This window comes from Frigoribacterium sp. Leaf8, from assembly GCF_001421165.1.
Lineage (GTDB): Bacteria > Actinomycetota > Actinomycetes > Actinomycetales > Microbacteriaceae > Frigoribacterium.
Map to the genome: position 1 here is coordinate 1,259,709 of NZ_LMKB01000005.1, position 20,833 is coordinate 1,280,541.

Sequence of the window (20,833 nt, forward strand, 5' to 3'; positions counted from 1 at the left end):
CCCGACCGACATCGCACCGCCGAATGGACGTCGCACCGCCGAAGTCGGCGGTGCGACGTTCATCCGGCGGTGCGACACGGGCGCCGGCGCGCCGACGGGCGGCGCGCGGGCCAGCGGCTCAGCCGGCGGGCGCGACGACCACGTCGACGCCGGCGGCGGCGAACTCGGCCAGCGCCTCGGTCGTGGCCGTGGCGTCGGTCACGAGCGTCCAGCCCTCAGGCAGCGCCGCGCGGGCGTGGAACGTCGCGCGACCGAGCTTCGACCCGTCGGCCAGCACGTAGACGCGTTCGGACTGCCGGCACATCAGCTCTTTGAGCCGGGTCTGCACGAGGTCGGCCTCGACCACGTGGCCCGAGGCGAGCACGCCGTCGGCGCCGAGGAACACCCGGTCGAAGGTCAGGCGCTCGAGGGCGGCCTCGGCCAGCGGCCCGACGAAGCCCTGGCTGGCCGGGCGCAGCGTGCCGCCGAGGCACTCGAGGTGGATGCCGTCCGAGTCGGCGAGCTGCTGGATCACGGCGATCGAGGTGGTGGCGACGGTCGCGACGAGACCCGAGCGCGCCTCCCGGGCGAGGGCCGCGACCGACGAGCCGGCGTCGAACAGCAGCGTCTCGCCGTCGTGGACCAGCGTGCGGGCGTGCCGCGCGATCTCGGCCTTGGCCACCCCGGCCTCGAGGTTGCGCTGACGGAAGGTCGGCTCGGCACCGGGGGCGCCGAGCGGCATGGCCCCGCCGTAGGTGCGGGCGATCTCGCCGCGCCGGGTGAGTTCGGCGAGGTCGCGGCGGATGGTCGACGGGGTCACCTCGAAGCGACGACTCAGCTCGTCGACGCTCGCGAGGCCGGTGGTGTGGGCCAGGTCGACGATGTCGCGGCGTCGCTCGCGTGCCGTGGTGCTCATGCGGTGGTGCTCATGCGATGGCCGTCCTGATCGGTGGGGCGGGCGGCGTCACGCCGACGACGCACCGACCCGGGCGGCGTCGGCCGGGCTGGGCGACATCTCGACCGCCTGGCGCAACGCCTCGATCATGCTACCGACGGCCACGACCCCGGTGCCGGCGATGTCGAACGCGGTGCCGTGGTCGACCGAGGTGCGGATCACGGGCAGTCCGACGGTGATGTTGACCCCCGCCTCGATGCCGAGCACCTTCACCGGGCCGTGGCCCTGGTCGTGGTACATCGCCACGATGAGGTCGTAGTCGCCGCGGCCGCCGAGGAAGAACGCGGTGTCGGCCGGCAGCGGCCCGACGGCGCGGATGCCGTCGGCCTGGAGCACCTCGAGGGCCGGGGTGATCTTCTCGGCCTCCTCGCCGTAGCCGAAGAGCCCGTTCTCGCCGGCGTGCGGGTTGATCGCGCAGACGCCGATCCTGGGGTCGTCGACGCCGGCCCGGCGCAGCGCCTCCCAGCCGCGGCGCACGGTGCGCTCGACGAGGCCGGGCTCGATCTTCGCGATGGCGTCGATCAGCCCGATGTGGGTCGTCACGTGGATCACCTTGATCTTGGGGGTCGAGAGCATCATCGACACCTCGCCGACGCCCATGAAGTGCGCCAGCAGCTCGGTGTGGCCGGGGAACACGTGGCCGGCCTCGTGCAGCGCCGCCTTGTTCAGCGGTGCGGTGCAGATGCCCTGCACGAGACCGGCCATGCCGAGCTCGCACGCGATGCGGATGTACTCGTACGCCGCGTGGCCGGCCTCGGCCGAGACGGCGCCCCAGGGCAGGTCGGCCGAGAGCAGGTGCGGGTCGACGACGTTGATGCGTCCGGGGGTGAAGACGGCGTCGGCGGGCCCGTCGACCTCGACGATCTCGGCGTCGACCCCGAGCGCGGCGGCGCCGAGCCGCAGGCGGTGGGCGTCCCCGACGACGACCGGTCGCGCGTCGCGGTAGGCGGCCTCGTCGAGCAGTGCGCCGACGGTGACCTCGGGTCCGACGCCGGCGCCGTCGCCCATGGTGACGGCGATGAACGGCCGCGTGTCGGGGGTCGTCGTGGTCATGGGGTTCTCCGTTTCGTGGGGGCGCCGGACGCTGCCGACGCGGTGAGGTCGTGGGGGTCGGCGCCGGCGCGCGTGCGGCGCACCAGGTCGACGAGGTCGGCGAGCACGGTCGGGCCGCCGAAGCTGCCGGGCTTGGTGGCGACGAGCCGGTCGTCGCCCGCGGCCGCCCGCCCGTCGCCCGCGAGGCTGAGGACGGCGCCGTGCTCGAGTTGGGTGAGCGGCCGCAGGGTGGTCGTCGTGAGCCGGTCGAGCACCGCGCGGGCGGTCTCGCCACCGGTCAGCACGAGGTCGAGCTCGACGTCGGCGTCGATCCGGGCGACGACCTCGGCGAGGGCCGCCGATCCGACGAGCGGGTCGGGCAGGCGCCGGGCGGTGACCGTCAGCACGGCGACGGACGACCGGGACAAGGAGGCGCGGGTCGCCTCGACGAGGAGGCCGGCGTCGTCCGCCGGGTCGAGCACGTGCACGTCCGCACCGGTCGCGGCGAGCGCGTCGGCGTGGCCCCGGGCCACCTCGGCGGCCGAACCGACCACGACGAGCACGGGCCGCTCGGACCCGGCCCCGTCGCGGGGCCCGGCCTCGTCGCGGACCCCGGCCTCGTCCGACGCGTAAAGACCAGCCTCAGTGCTCGACGCCGGAGCGACCGCGTCGGCCAGGGCGGCGGCGAGCGCCGCGCTGCCCGCGAGGGCGACCGGCCGACGGACTCCGGGAGCGGCGACCAGCCGGAGGACGGCGTCGACCACGGCGGCGAGGTCGTCGTCGGTCTCGGCGTCGACCAGGAGCACCGCTCCCCCGGCGAGGGCCGCGTCGAGGTGCGCCGCGGACGCGTCCGGCCCCGAACGCACCACGTCGAGGCCGACGAGCACCGTCGGCCGGTCGACGAGTTCGGCCAGGGTCGCGGGGGCGCCGTGCGGTTCGAGATGCCAGAACGCCGTCTCGGCGAGGGGTCGCCCGTCCACCAGGGGCCGCCCGTGGACGACGGTGCGCCCGAGGGCGGGCAGCGCGCCGGCCACGACGAGGTCGTACCCGCGGGCGGCCAGGGCCTCGAGCTCGGGTCCGACGTGGCCGCGCCACAGGGAGTCGGTCTTCTTGAGCACGAGGGCGCCGGCCGTCAGGGGCAGCGTGTCGATCGCGACCCGCGCCTCCTCGGCGGTGCCGGAGCGGGTGCCGACGTCGACGACCGTGACCGCCGCGGCGGGACCCGCCGGCACGCCGAGCGAGACCACGGTCTCGTGACCGCGCAGTCGGAACTGCTCGGCGGTCTCGGCGGCGCCGGAGAGGTCGTCGGCGATGACGGTGATCGGGCTCATGATGCCGCCATCCTGACACGACTGCGCGTTATGCGCCACCGGTCTTGCGCGAAACGCGCAGCGGTGGCACAGTGTCATCCAGCCCGGACGAGGGCGTCGCAGCGCTGCGGGACCGGGCGCCGTCGACCTCGTCGAACCCCTGGATCGAGAGGTCGATGATGACCGTTCCGTTCGCGGACCACGAGATGTCTCGCCGCACCCTGCTCCGCTGGGGTGCCGCGGCCGGCCTCTTCGTGACCGCCACCAGCCTCGCCGGCTGCGCCGGACCGACCGGGTTGCCCGGACCCGGCACGCTGACCCTGGCCCTCAACCGCTCGCTGGTCAGCCTCGACAACAAGCTGAACCAGTTCGACGCGGCCGTCACGGTGCAGCGGGCGGTGCGCCAGGCCCTCACGCAGATCGGCCCCGACATCACGCCCGAGCTCGTGCTCGCCGAGAGCTTCGAGCCGACGAGCGACACACAGTGGACGGTCCGCCTGCGCGAGGGCGTTCGCTACTCGGACGGGACGCCCGTCACGGTCGCCGACGTCGCCACCGCGCTGCAGATGTACGAGCAGGTGCAGGGCTCGTTCGTCGCCAGCTTCTTCCCCGAGTTCCCGACCGTGACCGCGATCGACGAGCGCACCTTCACGCTCGACTCGTCGCAGCCGATCCCGGTGCTCGACGCGTTGATGAGCAACATCCTGATCACCCCGGCCGCGGCGAACAAGCCGGAAGAGCTGCAGGACGGCGTGGGCAGCGGCCCGTTCGTCGTCACCCGGTTCAACCGCGGCGCCGGCACCTACAGCCTGAGCCGCAACGAGCAGTACTGGGGCGAGGCGCCGGGCGTCGACCGGGTCGAGGTGCGGTTCCTGCCCGAGGAGTCCAGCCGCGTGATCGCCCTGCGCAGCGGCGAGGTCGACGTGATCGACTCGATCACGCCCGACTCGGCGACCCAGTTGCAGGGCCTGCCCGGCATCGTCCTCGACGAGGCCTCGAGCCTGCGCATCAACCAGATCTTCTACAACTTCCGCAAGCCCGAGGGGCACCCGCTGGCCGACGCCCGGGTGCGCGAGGCGCTGAGCCACGCGATCGACGGCCGGGCGCTCGTGCGCGACGTGCTGACCGACTCGGTCACGCAGGCCGACGGCGTCGTCCCGCCGAGCCTCCTCGGCTACGCGAAGACCGGCGAGTACACCTACGACCCCGACCTCGCCCGCCGCACGCTCGCCGGGCTCGGGGCGAGCGACCTCACGTTGCGCATCATCTGGGAGACCGGCGAGTTCGCCGGCGACACCTTCATCATGGAGGCGCTCGTCGAGATGTTCGGCGCGATCGGCGTGCGGACCACGCTCCAGCAGTTCGAGCCCGGCGGTGACATCCTCCAGTGGCGCCAGGGCAAGGCCGGTGACTGGGACCTGCTCGGCAACGGCTTCTCGGCCCCCACCGGCCTCGCGCTGACCATCCTGCAGGGCATGTACGCGGGCACCGCCGAGAAGGAACAGACCCGCGACACGTACCAGGGCTACGTGCAGCCCGACGTGGCCGAGGCGATCGCCCGGGCGTCGACCGAGCCGGACGCGACCCTGCGCCAGCAACGGCTCGCCGAGGCGCAGCAGGCGGCCTGGGACACCTGGCCCTGCGCCTGGGCCTTCGTGCCCAAGTCGGTGCTCGCCCGTCGCGAGCGGGTCGAGCGCCTCGCCCTCGCGTCGTCCAACACGTATCCGCTCGCCGACGTCCGACTGGGGGCCTGACCATGGCGACCTACATCCTCAAGCGCCTCGGCCAGGGCCTGCTCACCGTGTTCCTCACGGTGTCGACGGTCTTCGTGCTGATCCGCCTCGCCCCCGGCGACCCGGCCGTGGCCTACGCCGGGCCGCTCGCGACCAACGAGCAACTCGCCGCCGTGCGCGAGCAGTTCGGCCTGGACGACCCGCTGCTCCAGCAGTACGGCGTGTTCCTGCAGCAGTTGTTCACGGGCAACCTGGGCACCTCGTACTCGTTCCAGGCACCGGCCGTGCAGGTCGTGCTCGAACGGCTGCCGTACACGCTGACCCTGTCGTTCGCGGCGATCCTGTTGGCGGCGGTCGTGTCGATCCCGCTCGGCGTCTGGATGGCCCGTCGCACCGACACCCGCAGCGAGACCGGCGTCAACGTCGTCGCCATCGCGGGCCAGTCGATGCCCGACTTCTGGACCGGCATCCTGCTGCTCAGCGCCTTCGCCGTCGTGATCCCGATCTTCCCGGCCTCGGGCTTCGCCACCTGGGGCGGCCTCGTGCTGCCGACGGTGACGATCGCCATCCTGCAGGTGGCCCTGATCTCCCGGCTCGTGCGCCGCGAGATGGCGACCAACTTCTCGGCGCCCTACCTGACCGTGGCCCGGTCGCGCGGCGTCTCGGAGCGCGCCCTGACCTGGCGCTACGCCATGGGCAACTCGGCGATCCCCGTCTTCACGGCCCTCGGCACGCGCTTCGCGGCGATGCTCAACGGCGTCGTCGTGGTCGAGGTCGTGTTCGCCTGGCCCGGCGTCGGGTCGCTCATCGTGCGGGCGCTCGAGACCCGCGACTACCCCCTCATCCAGGCGACCGTGCTGGTCACGTCGCTGCTCGCCGTCGGCGTCCAGCTGCTGATCGACCTCGCCTACCCCCTGCTCGATCCGCGCGTGCGGCTCGGAAAGGCGAGTGCCGCATGACCCGCACCGAGACCACCGGACAGCCGTCCGGCACGTCGACCGCCGGCGCGGCCGGTCGCACCCCCGAGGAGGCGCGACGCACCGCGGTCACGCCCCGCCTGCTGAAGAGGTCCGAGGCGGCCCGGCGGACCTCCGCCGCACGGGTGAAGCTCTGGGTCGGCGCGATCTGCGCCCTCGTGGTGATCATCCCGATCGTGCTGGCCCAGGCCCTCCCGCTGCCCGACGCGAACGGCCAGGACCTCGGCAACCGCCTCGCGCCTCCGTTCACCGCCGGCCACCTGTTCGGCACCGACCAGCTCGGTCGCGACCTGCTCTCGCGGGTGCTGCACGGCGGTCAGGTCTCGCTCGCGATCGGCGTGCTGGCGGTCATCGTCTCGGGCGCCATCGGCGTCGTCCTGGGCTCGATCGCCGGGTTCTACGGGCGCTGGGCCGACACGCTGATCAGCCGCCTGCTCGAGGCCCAGATGTCGCTGCCGCTGCTGATGATGCTGCTGCTCGTCGTCGCCCTCTTCGGCCCGTCGATCCCGGTGATCACCTTCGTCATCGCGATCGCGCAATGGCCGGAGGTGGCCCGCCTGACCCGGTCGCTCGTGCTCGTCGAACGCGAGAAGCCGTACGTCTCGTCGGCCCGCACGCTCGGCCTGAACCGCTTCACGATCCTGCTGCGCCACGTCGTCCCGAACGTCATCAAGCAGGCGACGCTCGTCGTGCTGCTGCTGCTCGCGCAGGCCGTGCTGCTCGAGAGCGCCCTGAGCTTCCTCGGGGCCGGCCCGCAGCGACCGTTCGCGACCTGGGGCCGCATCATCTCGGACGGCCAGGACTACGTCACGACCGCCTGGTGGATGGTGACGATCCCGGGTCTGTTCATCGTGCTGCTCGTCGTCGGGGTCAACCTGCTGGGCGACGCCCTGCGGGACCGGCCGCGCCGGTCGACGGCCTCGCGCCTCCGTCGGTTCGTCGGGCTGCGCCCGTCGACCCCGGCCTCGACCCCGGCCTCGGCATCGACCCCGGCCCCGACCCCGACCCCGACCCCGCAGAAGGGAACGATCGCATGACCTCCGTGACCGACGACACCGTCGACCCCGACCTGCTCCTCGAGGTGCGTGACCTGCAGATCGAGCTCATGACGACCAACGGGATCGTGCGCGCCGTCGACGGCGTCTCGTTCCACATCGCCCGGGGCGAGACCGTCACGATCATCGGCGAGTCGGGGTCGGGCAAGTCGACCACCGCCATGGGCGTGCTGCAGCTGCTGCCCGCCGACCTCGCCGTCGTCTCGGGCCACGTGCGCATCACCGGACTCGACGTGCTCGCCTCGGCCTCGGCCGTGCGCAAGGTGCGCGGTCGGGCCGTCGCCCTGATCCCCCAGGACCCCATGACGGCGCTCAGCCCGGTGCGGTCGATCGGCTCGCAGCTCGGCGAGGCCATCCGCATCGCCGGGGCCGCCAGCGGTCGGGCCGCCGTCACCGCCCGGGCCGTGCGCCTCCTCGAGCAGGTGCACATCCCCGACCCTGCGGCCCAGCTGGGGAAGTTCCCGCACCAACTCTCGGGTGGCATGCTGCAACGCGTGCTGATCGCCATCGCGTTGGCCTGCGAGCCGCAGCTGATCGTGGCCGACGAGCCCACCAGCGCCCTCGACGTCACGGTGCAGGCCGGCATCCTCGACCTGTTGCTCGAGCTGCAGGAACAGCGCGGCATCGGCCTGCTGATGATCACCCACGACCTCGGCGTCGCCCGGCTCGTGTCCGACCGCATCCACGTCATGAAGGCCGGCGTGTTCGTCGAGTCCGGCGACGTGCGGCAGATCGTCGAGCACCCCGCCGAGCCCTACACGCAGGGGCTGCTCGCCGCGGTGCCCACCCTGGGCGCCTGGGACGAGACGCCGTCCACGCCCGCCACGACCAGCACCGACCGACCGGAGGCCACCCGTGTCTGACACCATCCTCGAGGTCGACGACCTGGTCGTCGACTACGGCAGCGGCTCGAGTGCCCACCGCGCCGTCGACCACGTGTCGTTCTCGGTGCGCCGCGGCAGCACCTTCGCCATCGTGGGCGAGTCGGGCTGCGGCAAGTCGACGATCGCCAAGGCGGTCATGCGGTTGCTGCAGCCGACCAGCGGGCGCATCGTGCTCGACGGCACCGACCTGGCGACCCTGTCGGAGGCGCGGTTGCGGCCCCTGAGGCACCGCTTCCAGATGGTCTTCCAGGACCCGTACGGCTCGCTCGACCCGCACCTGAGCGCCCGCGACATCGTCGCCGAGCCGCTCCGGCTGAAGGGCGTGCGGTCGGCCCAGGACCGGGCGACCGAGGCGGCGCGCCTGATCGACCGCGTCGGCCTGCCGTCGACGGCGCTCGACCGTCGCCCGCACGAGTTCTCCGGCGGCCAGCGCCAACGCATCGGCATCGCCCGGGCGCTCGCCTCGAGCCCCGACCTGTTGATCTGCGACGAGGCGACGAGCGCGCTCGACGTGTCGGTGCAGGCGCAGGTGCTCGACCTGCTGCGCGAGATCCAGGTCGACACCGGCATCACCTACGTCGTCATCTCGCACAACCTCGGCGTCGTGCAGCAGATCAGCGAGAGCGTCCTCGTCATGAAGCAGGGCGCCGTCGTCGAGCAGGGCGCCACGGCGCAGGTGCTCACGTCGCCCGCCGAGGACTACACGCGGCGGCTGCGCCGGGCCGCCCTCGACCCCGCGACGATGACCGGCGTGAAGCCTCGCCACGTCGTCCGCAGCCTCTCGTTGGGAGCCACCACATGACCCGGACCGACACCGCCCGGACCGACGCCAACCCGCTCGACCCCACCGCGCTCGACGCCGCGGACACGGTGGCCGAGGCGGCCACGCGCCCCGCGCCTCCTCGGCTCGTGCTCGGCACGATGACCTTCGGCGACACCGTCGACGAGGCCACCGCCGCCCGCATGCTCGACACCGCGCGCGACGCAGGCATCACCTGGATCGACACGGCCAACGCCTACGTCGGCGGCACGACCGAGACGATGCTCGGCCGCCTGCTCGCCGGGCGGCGCGACGAGGTCGTGCTCGGCTCGAAGGCGGGCATGCCGCACGCCGACGCGGGCGGACTGCCGCCGCTCTCGGCCGTGGCCCTCCGCGCGAGCGTCGAGGCGAGCCTGCGCCGCCTCGGCACCGACCGTCTCGACCTGTTCTACCTGCACCAGCCCGACCGGGCGACCCCGCTCGACGAGACCCTTTCGACCGTCGCCGCCCTGGTCGCCGAGGGCAAGGTGCTCTCGCTCGGCGTCTCGAACTACGCCGCCTGGCAGATCGGCGACGTCGAGCGCGTCGCCGACGCCGTCGGCGCACCCCGGCCGGTCGTCGCCCAGCAGCTGTGCAACCTCGTGGCCCGCCGCCTCGACGACGAGTACCTCGAGTTCGCGAGCGTCCACGGGCTCGAGACGATGGTCTACAACCCGCTCGGCGGCGGCCTCCTGACCGGTCGGCACCGCTTCGACGAGACGCCGGCCGACGGGCGCTTCGGCGACTCGGCCCTCGCCGAGATGTACACGAAGCGCTACTGGGACGCCGACCTGTTCGCCGCGATCGACCGCCTGTCGGGCGTCGCCGCCGAGGCCGGCGTGACGCTCGTCGAGCTCGCCCTGCGCTGGGTGGCGTACCGGCCCGAGGTCGGGTCGGTGCTGCTCGGCGGCTCCCGGCCCGAACAGCTGACGGCCAACGTCGCCGCCGTCGCCGCCGGGCCGCTGCCCGACGAGGTGGTGGCGGCCTGCGACGAGGTCGGGCGTCAGCTGCGGGGGCCGATGCCTCCGTACGCGCGCTGAGCCGCGCCTCCCGACCCTCCGCACCGCGCCGCACGCCCCCGAACCGCACCGCACCGCACCGACCGCACGCCCCGCACGAGAGAGAGCACCATGAGCACCGCCAGCGACTTCGCCCGTACGATCCGCCGCCGCGAGAGGGCGGTCGGCTACTGGATCACCCTCGACGCCCCGCCGGCGACCGAGCGCATCGCTCGGCTCGGCTACGACTACGTCTGCCTCGACGCGCAGCACGGCCTCTTCGGCTACCAGGGCATGATGACCGGCCTGCTCGCCATCGACGCGGGGCAGACCTCGGCCGGGCTCGTGCGGGTCGAGGCGAACGACATCACGCCGATCGGCAAGGCCCTCGACGCCGGGGCGGCCGGCGTCATCGTGCCGCTCGTCGACACGGCCGAGGACGCCGCCTCCGCCGTGCGCAGCGCGAAGTACCCGCCCCACGGCCGCCGCTCGTACGGCCCCATGCGGTCGAGCCTGCGCATCGGCCCCGTGCCGGCGGACGCGAACGACACGACGATCGTGCTCGCCATGATCGAGACGCCCGACGGGCTCGCGAACGTCGAGGCGATCGCCGCGACGCCGGGACTCGACGGCCTCTACGTCGGGCCGAGCGACCTGTGCATCGCGGTCGGCGGGGCCTACCCGGGCGACCCGGCCGTGCAGGAGGCCTTCGACGCCGCCCTCGTCCGCGTCGCGGCCGCGGCCGAGGCCGCTGGCATCGCCGCGGGCATCCACACGCCGCACGGCGACGTCGCCCGACAGCGGCTCGCCGCGGGTTACACGTTCGCCACGGTCGCCGGCGACCTCAACCACCTCGAGGCCGCCGCCCGCGACCACCTGCAGCGGGCCACCGCGACGGACGACCCCGACGCGACCGCCGGAGGCGCGGCGTGAGCAGGCAGGACGCGGGCGCCGACGGCGTGGTCGCGGACGACGTGGTCGCCGACGGACGACTGCGGCCCGACGCGGCCGGTCGCGCCTGGGCGTACCTGCCGACGGCCACGGTGCAGTCGCACGCGGCGAACCTCGCTGAGCTGCCCGACGGGCGCCTGGCCTGCGTCTGGTTCGGCGGCACGCAGGAGGGCGTCTCGGACATCCACGTCTGGTGCTCGGTCCTCGACGACGAGGTGTGGTCCGAACCGGTGCGCCTCAGCGACGACCCCGCACGCTCCGAGCAGAACCCGGTGCTCTTCACGGCCCCCTCGGGCGACGTCTGGTTGCTCTACACGGCGCAACGGGCCGGGAACCAGGACTCGGCCGAGGTGCGCCGCCGCATCTCCACCGACGGCGGCGCCACCTGGGCCGAGCCCGCGACCCTCTTCGCGGCCGACGAGACGGGTGGCGTCTTCGTCCGGCAACCGCCGGTCGTCACCCGCGCGGGCGACCTGCTCGTGCCGGTCTTCCGCTGCGTGACGACCCCCGGGCAGGCGTGGGTGGGCGACCACGACACGAGCTCGGTCATGATCTCCCGGGACGGCGGCTCCACGTGGGGTGAGGTCGCCGTCCCGGGGAGCACCGGAGCCGTCCACATGAACGTGCGCGAGCTGCCCGACGGATCGCTGCTCGCGCTCTTCCGCAGCCGCTGGGCCGACGCCGTCCACGAGTCGCGCTCGACCGACGGCGGACTCCACTGGTCGGCACCGGTGCCGACCGAGCTGCCCAACAACAACTCCTCGGTGCAGTGGGTTCCGCTCGCCAACGGGCGCCTCGCGATCGTCTACAACCACCGCCGCGCCGACGCCACCACCCCGCGCCGCCTCGGGCTCTACGACGAGATCGACGAATCCGGCATCGTCGAGCAGGCCGTGCTACCCGGCGCGGACGCGGACCTCGACCAGGAGGCGCGGGCCGGGTCGCCTGCGGAGGACGGCCGGATGGCGTTCTGGGGCACGCCCCGGGCTCCGATGTCGCTGGCGGTGTCGACGGACGGCGGCCGCAGCTGGCCGCACCGCGTCGACCTCGAGGACGGCGACGGGTGGTGCCTCTCGAACAACTCGCGCGACGGGCTGAACCGCGAGCTGTCGTACCCGAGCATCACGCAGACCGGCGACGGCGCCGTGCACGTGGCGTACACCTGGCACCGCCGGGCGATCCGCCACGTGCGACTGTCGGCCGCCGATCTGCCCGGACCCGACGTCGAGGGCTGAGCCGTGTCGGACGACGGGACGGCTGACGCCGACCGGGCAGGTCGCGGTGCTGGCACCGAGCGGGCGGGTGGCGGTGCCGGCACCGACCGGCACGCCGTGGTGACGGGCTGCAGCTCGGGCATCGGGCGGGCGATCGCCGAGTTCCTGCTGGCCGACGGGTGGCGGGTGACCGGTCTCAGCCGACGCGCGGTCGACCTGGGCGACGGGTTCTCGTGGCTCGGCTGCGACCTCTCCGTGACCGCCGACGTCGCGCGAGCGGTCGCCGACGTCGGGTCGGTCGACGCGATCGTCCACGCGGCCGGCTACCAGGTCGCCGCCCCGCTCGGACGGCTCGACCCCGCCGCCCTCGAGGGCATGTTCGCCGTGCACGTCGGGGCCGCCGCCGCGCTCGTCGACGCACTCGTCGACCGGCTGTCCGACGGCGGTCGCATCGTGCTCATCGGCAGCCGCACCGCCGTCGGCGTCGCGGGCAAGAGCCAGTACGCGGCGACGAAGGCGGCCCAGGTCGCACTGGCCCGGAGCTGGGCGGCGGAACTGGCGCCGCGCGGCGTGACCGCCAACGTCGTGGCGCCGGGGCCCACCGACACGCCGATGCTCGCCGACCCGGCCCGCGCCTCCTCGGCTCCGGTCGTGCCGCCGCTGGGCGCGCTCGTCGACCCGGTGGACGTGGCGGCCCTCGTCGCGTTCGTGCTCGGGCCGCACGGACGGAGCATCACCGGGCAGGCGCTCGTCGTGTGCGGCGGCGCCTCGCTCTGACGTCGCACCGGGTCGAGGTCGCGGCGGGTCGAGGGCTCGGCGGGTCGAGGTCGCGGCGGGTCGAGGTCACAGCGGCTGCGAGGTCACAACGGCTGCGAGGACGCACCACCATCGCGTCGTCGAACCATCCGCGGGCCTGGTTCGACGACGCGGGCGTGGTGCGGCCTGTCCCGAAAGCGACGATCGGGGCCCCCATTGTTTTGATTCATTCAAAAGAAGGCGTATGGTGGTGTCAACGCCGACGGAGGCCAGGGCCACCGTCGAGCACCTCGGCGCCGCCCTCCTCACCTCCGCTGGCCGCCCGCTCGATCCCCCGATCGCGGGCCCCCGACCAGCACGACCCGCCCAGCCCCGAGGAGTCACCGTGAACACCACCGCCACGACCGCCCGCACCGCCGCCACCCCGCTCGGCGGCCGCTACGTCAGCAGCACCGCCGCCTCGACGGTCGGCAGCTACGTCGGTTCGCTCGCCGCCGACGTCGCGCCCGGCTCGTACGTGAGCACCTCGGCACGCCGCGACCTGTCGATCGGTCGCTACACCGCCAGCGCACGGCGTCGCCTCTCGGCCGCCACGGCGTCCGTCCGGACGGCCACGGGCTCGATCCACACCGCCACCGGCTCGATCCGCACCGCGTAGTCGGCGCCGGTCGGGGTCACCCCACCCCGACCGACCCGGACGGGCCGCCCCACCAGACCCGGGCCCGCCGCGCGACCTGAATCCGCGCGGCGGGCCCGTTCCTCTGGGCGATGTCACGACCTACCCGGTCCGCCCACCTCGCCCAGGAGACACGACGTGCCGCTCACCCCCGAAGGTGAGCGGCACGTCGTGTCTCCGGGACGACCGGGCCCGAGCCCGGCACGTCGGACTAGAGGGTCGCGGCGGAAGGGTCCCAGCTCTCGTCGAGCGGCACCGGCTGCTGCACGGCGGACTCGACGGAGACCGGCGCACCCTGCTCGGCGGCCGACGAGATCGCCAGCAGGACGTCGAGAACGTGCGAGGCCACGGCCCCGCTGGCACGCTCGGCGTCGCCACCGCGGATGGCCCGCGCCAGGTCGAGCACGCCCGAACCGCGTCCGTAGGTCGAGCCCGCGGCGGTGAGCGTCTCGGGCTCGTCCCGGCCGAACCGCCAGAGGCTCGAGTCGCCCTCGAAGGTGTTGGGGTCGGGCAGCACGAGGGTGCCCTCGGTGCCGCTGATCTCGACGAAGCCCATGCGGGGCAGCGCGTTCTGGAACGAGAACGTCGACTGGGCCGACTGCCCGCCCGCGAACTCGATGAGCGCCGCGTGGTGCGTCGGTACCTCGACCGGGAAGGTCTCGCCGGCCCGGGGACCGCTGCCGATGGTCCGGGTGTCGAACGACTTCGACGAGACCGCGCTGACGCGGCTGGCCGAGCCGAAGGCGTGCACGAGGGTCGTCACGTAGTACGGCCCCATGTCGAAGAGCGGACCGGCCCCGAGCGCGAACAGGAAGTCGGGGTTCGGGTGCCACGACTCGGGCCCGGGCACGTGGAACATCGTGGTCGCCGTGAGGGGCTGACCGATGTCGCCCCGGGCGATGGCGCGCATGGCGGTCTGGATGCCGGCGCCGAGCACGGTGTCGGGGGCACACGCGACGCGGACGCCGGCCGCCTCGGCTGCGGCGAGCAGGTCTCGGGCCGACTCGTGGTCGAGCGCGAGGGGCTTCTCGCTCCAGACGTTCTTGCCGGCGGCGATGATCTGACGGCCGACCTCGGCGTGTACGGCCGGGATCGTGAGGTTGACGACGATCTCGATCTCGTCGATCGCGAGCAGCTCGTCGACCGTGCCGTGACCCGGGACGCCGTACGCCTCGGCCTGCGCCTGGGCGCGGTCGAGGTCGAGGTCGGCGACGAAGAGCACCTCGAGGTCGGCGAACTGCGTCATGTTCTCGAGGTAGGTGCCGCTGATGACGCCCGCGCCGATGACGCCGACGCCCACGCGTCCCGTGCGGCCGGCGGTCGTGTCGACGCCGCTCACTTGTCGTTCTCCTGCAGCCAGGCGAAGGACTCGGCAACTCCGTCGAAGACGTCCTTCGCGTAGTCGTCGAACTCGACGACGCGCAGCGCGTGCGGCGCGGCGGCGAGGACGGCGGCGACGTCCACGTCGCCCTGACCGGCCGGGGTCTGGTTCTTGAAGGCGGCGGCCAGCGCGTCGGGCACCTCGAGGGCGCTCTCGCTGCTGGGCAGGGCGGTCGCGATGTCGCCGGAGATCTTGCCGTCCTTGACGTGCAGGAACTGCACGCGGTCACCCAGCGAGCGCAGCAGCGCCGGGGTGTCCATGCCGCCGACGGTCGACCAGAAGGTGTCGATCTCGAGGACGACGTCGTCGTTCAGTCGCTCGAGGAAGAAGTCGTAGACGGGGCGGCCGTCGACCTTGTTCGCGAACTCCCACTGGTGGTTGTGGTAGCCGAACTTCAGGCCCGACGCGGCGGCCAGCACCTGCAGTTCGTTGACGCGGTCGGCGATCTTCGCGGCGTCGTCGGCGGTCTGCCAGCGGTCGCTCGGGATGAACGGGTCGATCACGGTGCCGATGCCGAGCTGGGCGGCGGCGGCGAAGGCGCGCTCGGGCTCGTCGGAGTCGATGACCGGGGCGTGGCCCGAAGGCGCGGTGACGCCGGAGGCGGCGAAGGCCTTCTCGAACTCGTCGGCACGCTCGACGAACGAGTAGGGCTCGACCTTGGTGAAGCCGATCTCGGCGATGCGGGCGACGGCGCCCTGCAGGTCGGCCGAGACGGCGTCTCGGACCGTGTAGAGCTGCACGGAGGGTGACGAGGTCATGGGAGTGACTCCTTTGTCGTGAGGGGTTCAGGTGGTCTGGGCCCAACTCTGCCACTTATGTCGACCGATGACAAAAGTTCGTCCCGAATCGACGCATTCTCTTGCCCGGACGACACCCGCTGTGTATTCTGCGAACACCTAGCGCGACTAGGTTTTGACTCGAGGAGGCGTCATGGCCAACCCAGGCCCCATCGGCACGCAGGGCGTGCTCACCCAACCCATCAGCACCGTGCGGGTGTCGCGGGGCTACATGATCGCGCTGGGGCTCGCCCAGTTCGGTCTGTTCGCGGCCCTGCTCTCGCCGGTCTACGTGAGCATGCAGCTCAAGGCGCAGCAGTTGAACCCCGACGACCCGGCGAGCATCATCGGGCTGGTCCTGCCCTTCGGTGCGTTCGGAGCGCTCCTCGCCAACCCGCTCGTCGGCGCGCTGAGCGACCGGACCCGCACGCGGTGGGGCCGTCGTCGGCCCTACCTGGTGGGCGGCATCGTCGTGTTCACCCTCGCCCTCGCCTGGCTCGCCTTCGCCCCCACCGTGCTGCAGCTCGGCATCGCCTGGGTCGTCGCGCAGATCGCGGCCAACGCCGTGCTCGCCGCCCTGACCGCGAGCTTCGCCGACAACGTGCCGCAGTTCCAACGTGGCAAGGCCTCGAGCGTCATCGCCCTTGCTCAGAACATCGCCGTCCTCGCCGGCACCTACCTCGCCGTCCTGTTCGTCGCGAACCTGCCGGTGCTCTTCATCGCGCCGGGCGTCCTCGCCGTCGTGCTCATCCTCGTCTACGCGGTCGTCGCCCGCGACGACCTGCCCGAGTACGAACTCAAGCCCTTCACGTTCGTCAACCTGGTCAGCTCGTTCTGGACGAACCCCCTGAAGCACCGCGACTTCGCCTTCGCCTGGTGGTCGCGGTTCCTGATCATCCTCGCGACGTTCATGTTCACGACCTACCGGCTGCTCTACATGCAGGAGCACCTCGGCATCGCGGACGTCGCCGACGCCACGGCCGCGGTCGCCTTCGGCGTCCTGCTCTACACGATCGCGTTGATGGCGAGCGCCGCGCTCTCGGGCTGGCTGAGCGACAAGCTGAAGATGCGCAAGGTCTTCGTCGGGGGCTCCACCGCCCTCTTCGCGGTCGGCCTGATCCTGCTGGCCCACGCCGAGACGGTCACCGGCTTCTACGTCGCCGAGGTCGTCATGGGCTTCGCCTACGGCATCTACGCCGCCGTCGACACGGCGCTCGTCGTCGACGTCCTGCCGAACGCCGACCGTCCCGGCAAGGACCTCGGCGTCATCAACATCGCCAACGCCCTGCCCCAGTCGCTCGCCCCGGCGATCGCCCTGTTCTTCCTCGGCGTCGGCAACGCCGGTTCGGGCAACTACACGCTGATGCTCTGGGCCGCCGGCGTCGCGGCGATCCTCGGCGCCCTGGCCGTCATCCCCATCAAGCGCGTGCGCTGAACCGGGCGGAGGCGTGTGCGACGGCCTACCGTCGCACACGTCATGACGCCCCCGACCGACCCCGCACCCGCCCCCGCCGCCGCCACCGGTCCGGGTGCCGACCGGGTCGTGCCCACGGTCGGGCCGGTCATCGCACCCCACCTGCACCTCATGACCTACAACGTCCGTCGCCGCATGCCGCAGGTGCTGACCACCCGTCACGCGCTGGCCGACCGGTGGTCGACCCGGCTGCCGGCACTGCGCCTCCTGCTCGAGGCCGAGCGACCCTCGGTGCTGGGCATCCAGGAGGCGCTGCCCGACCAGTCCGCGCAGCTCGCGGACGCCCTCGGTGCCGACTACGCCTCGGTCGGCACGGGTCGCGACCGCGACCGCGGCGGCGAGCGCGTCGAACTGCACGTCGACACCACCCGGTTGCGGATCGTCCGCCACGAGGCGCTCTGGCTCTCGGCCACCCCCACGGTGCCGGGGTCGCGCTCGTACGGCAACATGATCCCCCGTACGGCCGTCCACGCCGAGCTCGACGACCTCGTGACCGGGGCCCGACTGCACGTCGTCGTCACGCACTTCGACCACCTCTCGGCCCGCTCGCGGCGGCACTCCGCCGTGCAGCTGCGCACCTTCACCGACGCCCTCGACGGACCCGTCGTCGTGATGGGCGACTTCAACGCCGTGGTCGACTCCCCCGCGCACCGCGAGCTGACCCGCGGCAGGCTGGTCGACAGCCGCGTGGTGGCCGACGCGCGGCTCGACCCGGGCTGGGGCTCGTTCTCGAACTACGGCCCGCCCCGCACCGGCGGCCGCCGCCTGGACTGGCTGCTCGTCGACGCCAGGGCCCACGTCGAGCGGGCCGGCGTCGGCGGGGTCCGTCCCGGCGGCGTCGCCCCCTCCGACCACGACCCCGTGCACGCCGTCGTGCGCTGGCCGTCCGGGCACGCCGCCCCGCGTCCGCCCGAAGACCCCACCGCCGAGCACGGCCCCGTCGAGCACCGCACCACCGAGCACGGCCCCGCCGAGCACCGCACCACCGAACACCGCCCCGAGGAGTCCTGAGATGTCCACCGTCGCCGAGACCTTCCTCCGCCGCCCGCACGGGGTGCTCGAGTACGTCGCCGACGCGGTGCGCGTGGTCGCGGCCCTGAGCGTCGTCGTCGCGGGCATCGGCTGGGGCGTGGTCGAGATCGCCGTGCTGATGCTGGCGCTGCTCGGCACCCTCGTGCCCCGCATGCTCGGCCTCCGGGCGAGCGTCGACCTGATGGTCGGCGTCGCCGCCCTGGGCGCCGCCTGGAGCAGCGTCTTCGAGCTCTACACCCGGGTCACGGGCTACGACACGGTGGTGCACTTCCTGCTCAACGGCCTGCTGGCCGCGGTGTTCGTGGTCCTCGCCCGGCGGGCCGGCTGGATCGCCTCGGCGGGCGAGACCGGTGGACGAGGAGGCGCGGGTCGCTCGGCCCGCGTCGGCTCAGTCCTGACGACGGTCGCGTTCGGCCTGGCGGCCGGCACCCTGTGGGAGATGGGCGAGTGGGCGGGCCACACCCTCGTCGACTCGGCGATCTTCGTCGGTTACGACGACACGATCGGCGACCTCGCCGCGGGAGGCCTCGGCTCGCTGCTGGCCGGGCTGGCGCTGCCGTTCCTCGTGGGGGGCGACGTCCGCGGCCGAGCCGCGCGCGCCTCCTCGTCCGGAGCCGATGCCGGTGCCGGTGCCGACGGACCCGGGGTCGACGCCGTCGGCCACGGCCGCCCGCGCGTCCACCACCGCTGACGGCGTCCAGCCGAGCCGCGTGAAGACGCCGGCCGGGTCGGCGCGCAACCAGCGCGACCACGGCAGGCCGTCGGTGCCGTGCACCGTGAACGAGTGCAGCGCCCGGTACGTCCGCAACCAGGGGGCGTTGCCCGGGTCGAGCGGCCGGGCCGAGATGCCCGTGACGACGTCCCGGCGGTAGGCGATGCGGCCCCGCCCGGCGAGTTGGCGGTCGCCGAGGTGCAGGGCGAGGTCCATGTCGTCGTGCAGCAGGGTCTCGTGCCGGTGCACCTCGTCGCGCACGTCGAGCCAGGCGGTGCGGCGCATCATCATCGTCGAGCCGAACAGCGGCCAGTGCGCCAGCGCGGCCCCGATCACGAGGTGGTACGCGCCCACGTAGAGGGCGGAGAGCAGGCGCTCGACGCCGACGGGCGCGTCGTAGAAGCGGGCGTTCGTGCTGACGGCGAGCACGTCCGGATCGTCGACGAGGGTGCCGACCAGGTCGGCGACCCAGGTGCGGGGCAGGACGCTGTCGGCGTCGACCCGACCGATGAGGTCGACGGGTGCGGCGGCGCCCGGTCCGGCACCCATGCCGGCGGCGGCGTCGTACCCCGTGCTCGCGGCCGCGGCGATGCCGACCTCGGCCTCGGTCACCACCCGGGCACCGTGTCGCAGGGCCACCTCGACGGTGTCGTCGGTGCTGCCGTTGTCGACGACGATCACCTCGTCGGGCACCCGGGTCTGCCGCGCGAGCGAGCGGAGGCAGGCGTCGAGCAGGGCTCCGTCGTCGCGGACGGGGACGACGACACAGACACGCACTCGCCCATCCAACCCGGTCGGGGCGGGTCACGTCGAGCGTTCACACCCGAGGACGTCGCCGAGACCCGTCGGCGCGCACGGGGGTCTCGGCGGTTTCGCGGGGTCTGGCCGCACGCCCGCCCGTCGAGAGCAGACTCGGCGCATGATCCCGACCGCCGCCGAACCGATCGTCCCCATGCTCGCGAAGGCCGTGGCCGACGTGCCCGAGCCCGACTCCGTCGAGGGCGGACTCGTCTACGAACCCAAGTGGGACGGGTTCCGCGGCATCGTCTACGCGGAACGCGCCGACTCCGACGCCGACGACCCCGACGCCCCGCTCACCGTCGAGATCGGCAGCCGCGGGTCGAAGATGCTGACCCGCTACTTCCCCGAGCTGGTCGAGGCCCTCGGCCGCCTCCTGCCGGGGCCCTGCGTGCTCGACGGCGAGATCGTCGTGCGCACCGGCGACCCCGGCCACGAGCGGCTCGACTGGGACGCGCTCGGCCAGCGCATCCACCCGGCCGCCTCGCGCGTCGCGAAGCTCAGCGCCGAGACCCCCGCGATGTTCGTCGCGTTCGACCTGCTCGCCCTCGGCGGGCGCGACCTGCTCGACACCCCGTTCGCCGAACGCCGCGCGCTGCTGCTCGAGACGCTCGGCCCCGAGGGAGGCGTCGAGGGAGGCCCCGACGAAGGCGCCGACGGCACGGCAGGAGGCGCGGACCGCCCCCTGCACGTCAGCCGGGCCACCGACGACGTCGCGACCGCCCGCCGGTGGCTGACCGAGTTCGAGGGCGCAGGGCTCGACGGGGTCGTGGCCAAGCCGGCCCGCGCCTCCTACGCTCCCGGCAAACGCACCATGCTCAAGGTCAAGCACCACCGCACCGCGGACGTGGTGGTGCTCGGCTACCGCGTCCACAAGAGCGGTTCGGGCGTGGGGTCGCTGTTGCTCGGGCTGTACGACGCCGACGGCGAGCTGACGAACGTCGGAGGCGCGTCCGCGTTCTCGGACGCCCGTCGCCTCGAGCTCGTCGACGAGTTGGCACCGTTCGTCGACCGCGACGACGACGGCGAGGTGCGGCACGCCGAGACCGAGCGCAGCCGCTTCTCGTCGGGCAAGGACGTGTCGTTCGTCCCGCTGCGCCCCGAGCGCGTGGTCGAGGTGCGGTACGACCAGATGGAGGGCTCCCGCTTCCGCCACACCGTGCAGGTCGAGCGGTGGCGCGACGACCGCGAGGCGCGCTCGTGTGGTTTCGACCAGCTCGAGGTCCCGGCGGCGTACGACCTGGGCGAGGTGCTCGCCTAGGCGACGAGCGCTTCCTCGGGCACAGGGCACCGCGTTTCGGGCATCGCACACCGACGAGACGCGGTGCCGTGCACGAAAAG

At 73.3% G+C, this 20,833-nt stretch carries 19 protein-coding genes; 13 read left to right on the top strand and 6 right to left on the bottom strand.

From position 1 onward, the window contains the following. Positions 1-118 precede the first annotated feature (118 nt). From ASL10_RS10510 to ASL10_RS16590, 3 genes are read right to left on the bottom strand one after another with little or no spacing between them, the layout of a single operon-like run. Complete coding sequence (locus ASL10_RS10510) at positions 119-895, bottom strand: DeoR/GlpR family DNA-binding transcription regulator (RefSeq protein WP_056046906.1); 777 nt, start codon at positions 893-895, stop codon at positions 119-121. 48 nt (positions 896-943) lie between these two features. Continuing rightward, positions 944-1,987, bottom strand: a complete 1,044-nt coding sequence (gene pdxA, locus ASL10_RS16585; RefSeq protein ID WP_056046908.1) for a 4-hydroxythreonine-4-phosphate dehydrogenase PdxA — start codon at positions 1,985-1,987, stop codon at positions 944-946. Then, entirely contained in the window at positions 1,984-3,297 is a 1,314-nt protein-coding gene (locus ASL10_RS16590; RefSeq protein ID WP_056046910.1) for a four-carbon acid sugar kinase family protein, read from the bottom strand. Before ASL10_RS16590 ends, pdxA begins: the two co-directional genes overlap by 4 nt. Positions 3,298-3,368: 71 nt before the next feature. Here ASL10_RS16590 and ASL10_RS10525 point away from each other — a divergent pair, with 71 nt between their 5' ends. The 10 genes from ASL10_RS10525 (at position 3,369) to ASL10_RS10570 (ending at position 13,301) form a co-directional block, all read left to right on the top strand. Further along, on the top strand, positions 3,369-5,030 hold the full coding sequence (locus tag ASL10_RS10525; RefSeq protein ID WP_235452675.1) for an ABC transporter substrate-binding protein: 1,662 nt from the start codon (positions 3,369-3,371) through the stop codon (positions 5,028-5,030). A gap of 2 nt (positions 5,031-5,032) precedes the next feature. Beyond that, positions 5,033-5,968, top strand: coding sequence for an ABC transporter permease (locus tag ASL10_RS10530; protein ID WP_043594466.1), 936 nt, complete (start codon positions 5,033-5,035; stop codon positions 5,966-5,968). After that, positions 5,965-7,023 (top strand): ABC transporter permease, encoded by a 1,059-nt coding sequence (locus ASL10_RS10535; protein ID WP_082460357.1) that lies wholly within the window; start codon positions 5,965-5,967, stop codon positions 7,021-7,023. The genes ASL10_RS10530 and ASL10_RS10535 overlap by 4 nt, the downstream gene beginning before the upstream one ends. Then, complete coding sequence (locus ASL10_RS10540; RefSeq protein ID WP_056046912.1) at positions 7,020-7,904, top strand: ABC transporter ATP-binding protein; 885 nt, start codon at positions 7,020-7,022, stop codon at positions 7,902-7,904. Before ASL10_RS10535 ends, ASL10_RS10540 begins: the two co-directional genes overlap by 4 nt. Continuing rightward, complete coding sequence (locus ASL10_RS10545; RefSeq protein ID WP_056046914.1) at positions 7,897-8,727, top strand: ABC transporter ATP-binding protein; 831 nt, start codon at positions 7,897-7,899, stop codon at positions 8,725-8,727. The genes ASL10_RS10540 and ASL10_RS10545 overlap by 8 nt, the downstream gene beginning before the upstream one ends. Continuing rightward, positions 8,724-9,764 (top strand): aldo/keto reductase, encoded by a 1,041-nt coding sequence (locus tag ASL10_RS10550; RefSeq protein WP_082460358.1) that lies wholly within the window; start codon positions 8,724-8,726, stop codon positions 9,762-9,764. The genes ASL10_RS10545 and ASL10_RS10550 overlap by 4 nt, the downstream gene beginning before the upstream one ends. A gap of 90 nt (positions 9,765-9,854) precedes the next feature. Next, the gene (locus ASL10_RS10555) at positions 9,855-10,655 is read left to right on the top strand and encodes an HpcH/HpaI aldolase/citrate lyase family protein (RefSeq protein WP_056046916.1); all 801 of its coding nucleotides are present in this window, start codon (positions 9,855-9,857) and stop codon (positions 10,653-10,655) included. Further along, positions 10,652-11,908: an exo-alpha-sialidase gene (locus tag ASL10_RS10560; protein WP_235452678.1), complete on the top strand. Its 1,257-nt coding sequence runs from the start codon at positions 10,652-10,654 to the stop codon at positions 11,906-11,908. Before ASL10_RS10555 ends, ASL10_RS10560 begins: the two co-directional genes overlap by 4 nt. Before the next feature lie 3 nt (positions 11,909-11,911). After that, positions 11,912-12,664 (top strand): SDR family NAD(P)-dependent oxidoreductase, encoded by a 753-nt coding sequence (locus ASL10_RS10565; RefSeq protein WP_199736230.1) that lies wholly within the window; start codon positions 11,912-11,914, stop codon positions 12,662-12,664. 364 nt (positions 12,665-13,028) lie between these two features. Next, positions 13,029-13,301: a hypothetical protein gene (locus ASL10_RS10570; protein ID WP_056046919.1), complete on the top strand. Its 273-nt coding sequence runs from the start codon at positions 13,029-13,031 to the stop codon at positions 13,299-13,301. A 229-nt stretch (positions 13,302-13,530) separates the two neighbouring features. Here the strand turns inward: ASL10_RS10570 and ASL10_RS10575 are convergent, their stop codons facing one another. Next, positions 13,531-14,658, bottom strand: coding sequence for a Gfo/Idh/MocA family protein (locus ASL10_RS10575; RefSeq protein ID WP_056046921.1), 1,128 nt, complete (start codon positions 14,656-14,658; stop codon positions 13,531-13,533). Continuing rightward, complete coding sequence (locus ASL10_RS10580) at positions 14,655-15,458, bottom strand: sugar phosphate isomerase/epimerase (protein ID WP_123570674.1); 804 nt, start codon at positions 15,456-15,458, stop codon at positions 14,655-14,657. The genes ASL10_RS10575 and ASL10_RS10580 overlap by 4 nt, the downstream gene beginning before the upstream one ends. Positions 15,459-15,630: 172 nt before the next feature. Between ASL10_RS10580 and ASL10_RS10585 the strand changes: the two genes are divergently transcribed. Continuing rightward, complete coding sequence (locus tag ASL10_RS10585; protein WP_056046923.1) at positions 15,631-16,911, top strand: MFS transporter; 1,281 nt, start codon at positions 15,631-15,633, stop codon at positions 16,909-16,911. 42 nt (positions 16,912-16,953) lie between these two features. Next, positions 16,954-17,961 carry an endonuclease/exonuclease/phosphatase family protein gene (locus tag ASL10_RS10590; protein ID WP_056046925.1) on the top strand — a complete coding sequence of 336 codons (1,008 nt, stop codon included), beginning with the start codon at positions 16,954-16,956 and terminating at the stop codon, positions 17,959-17,961. 409 nt (positions 17,962-18,370) lie between these two features. Here the strand turns inward: ASL10_RS10590 and ASL10_RS10595 are convergent, their stop codons facing one another. Next, a complete protein-coding gene (locus tag ASL10_RS10595; RefSeq protein WP_056046927.1) occupies positions 18,371-19,471 on the bottom strand; it encodes a glycosyltransferase family A protein in 1,101 nt (366 codons plus the stop codon). Positions 19,472-19,613: 142 nt separating this feature from the next. On the opposite strand from ASL10_RS10595, the gene ASL10_RS10600 reads away from it, so the two are divergent. Further along, complete coding sequence (locus ASL10_RS10600; RefSeq protein ID WP_056046930.1) at positions 19,614-20,753, top strand: ATP-dependent DNA ligase; 1,140 nt, start codon at positions 19,614-19,616, stop codon at positions 20,751-20,753. The last annotated feature ends 80 nt before the right edge of the window (positions 20,754-20,833 follow it).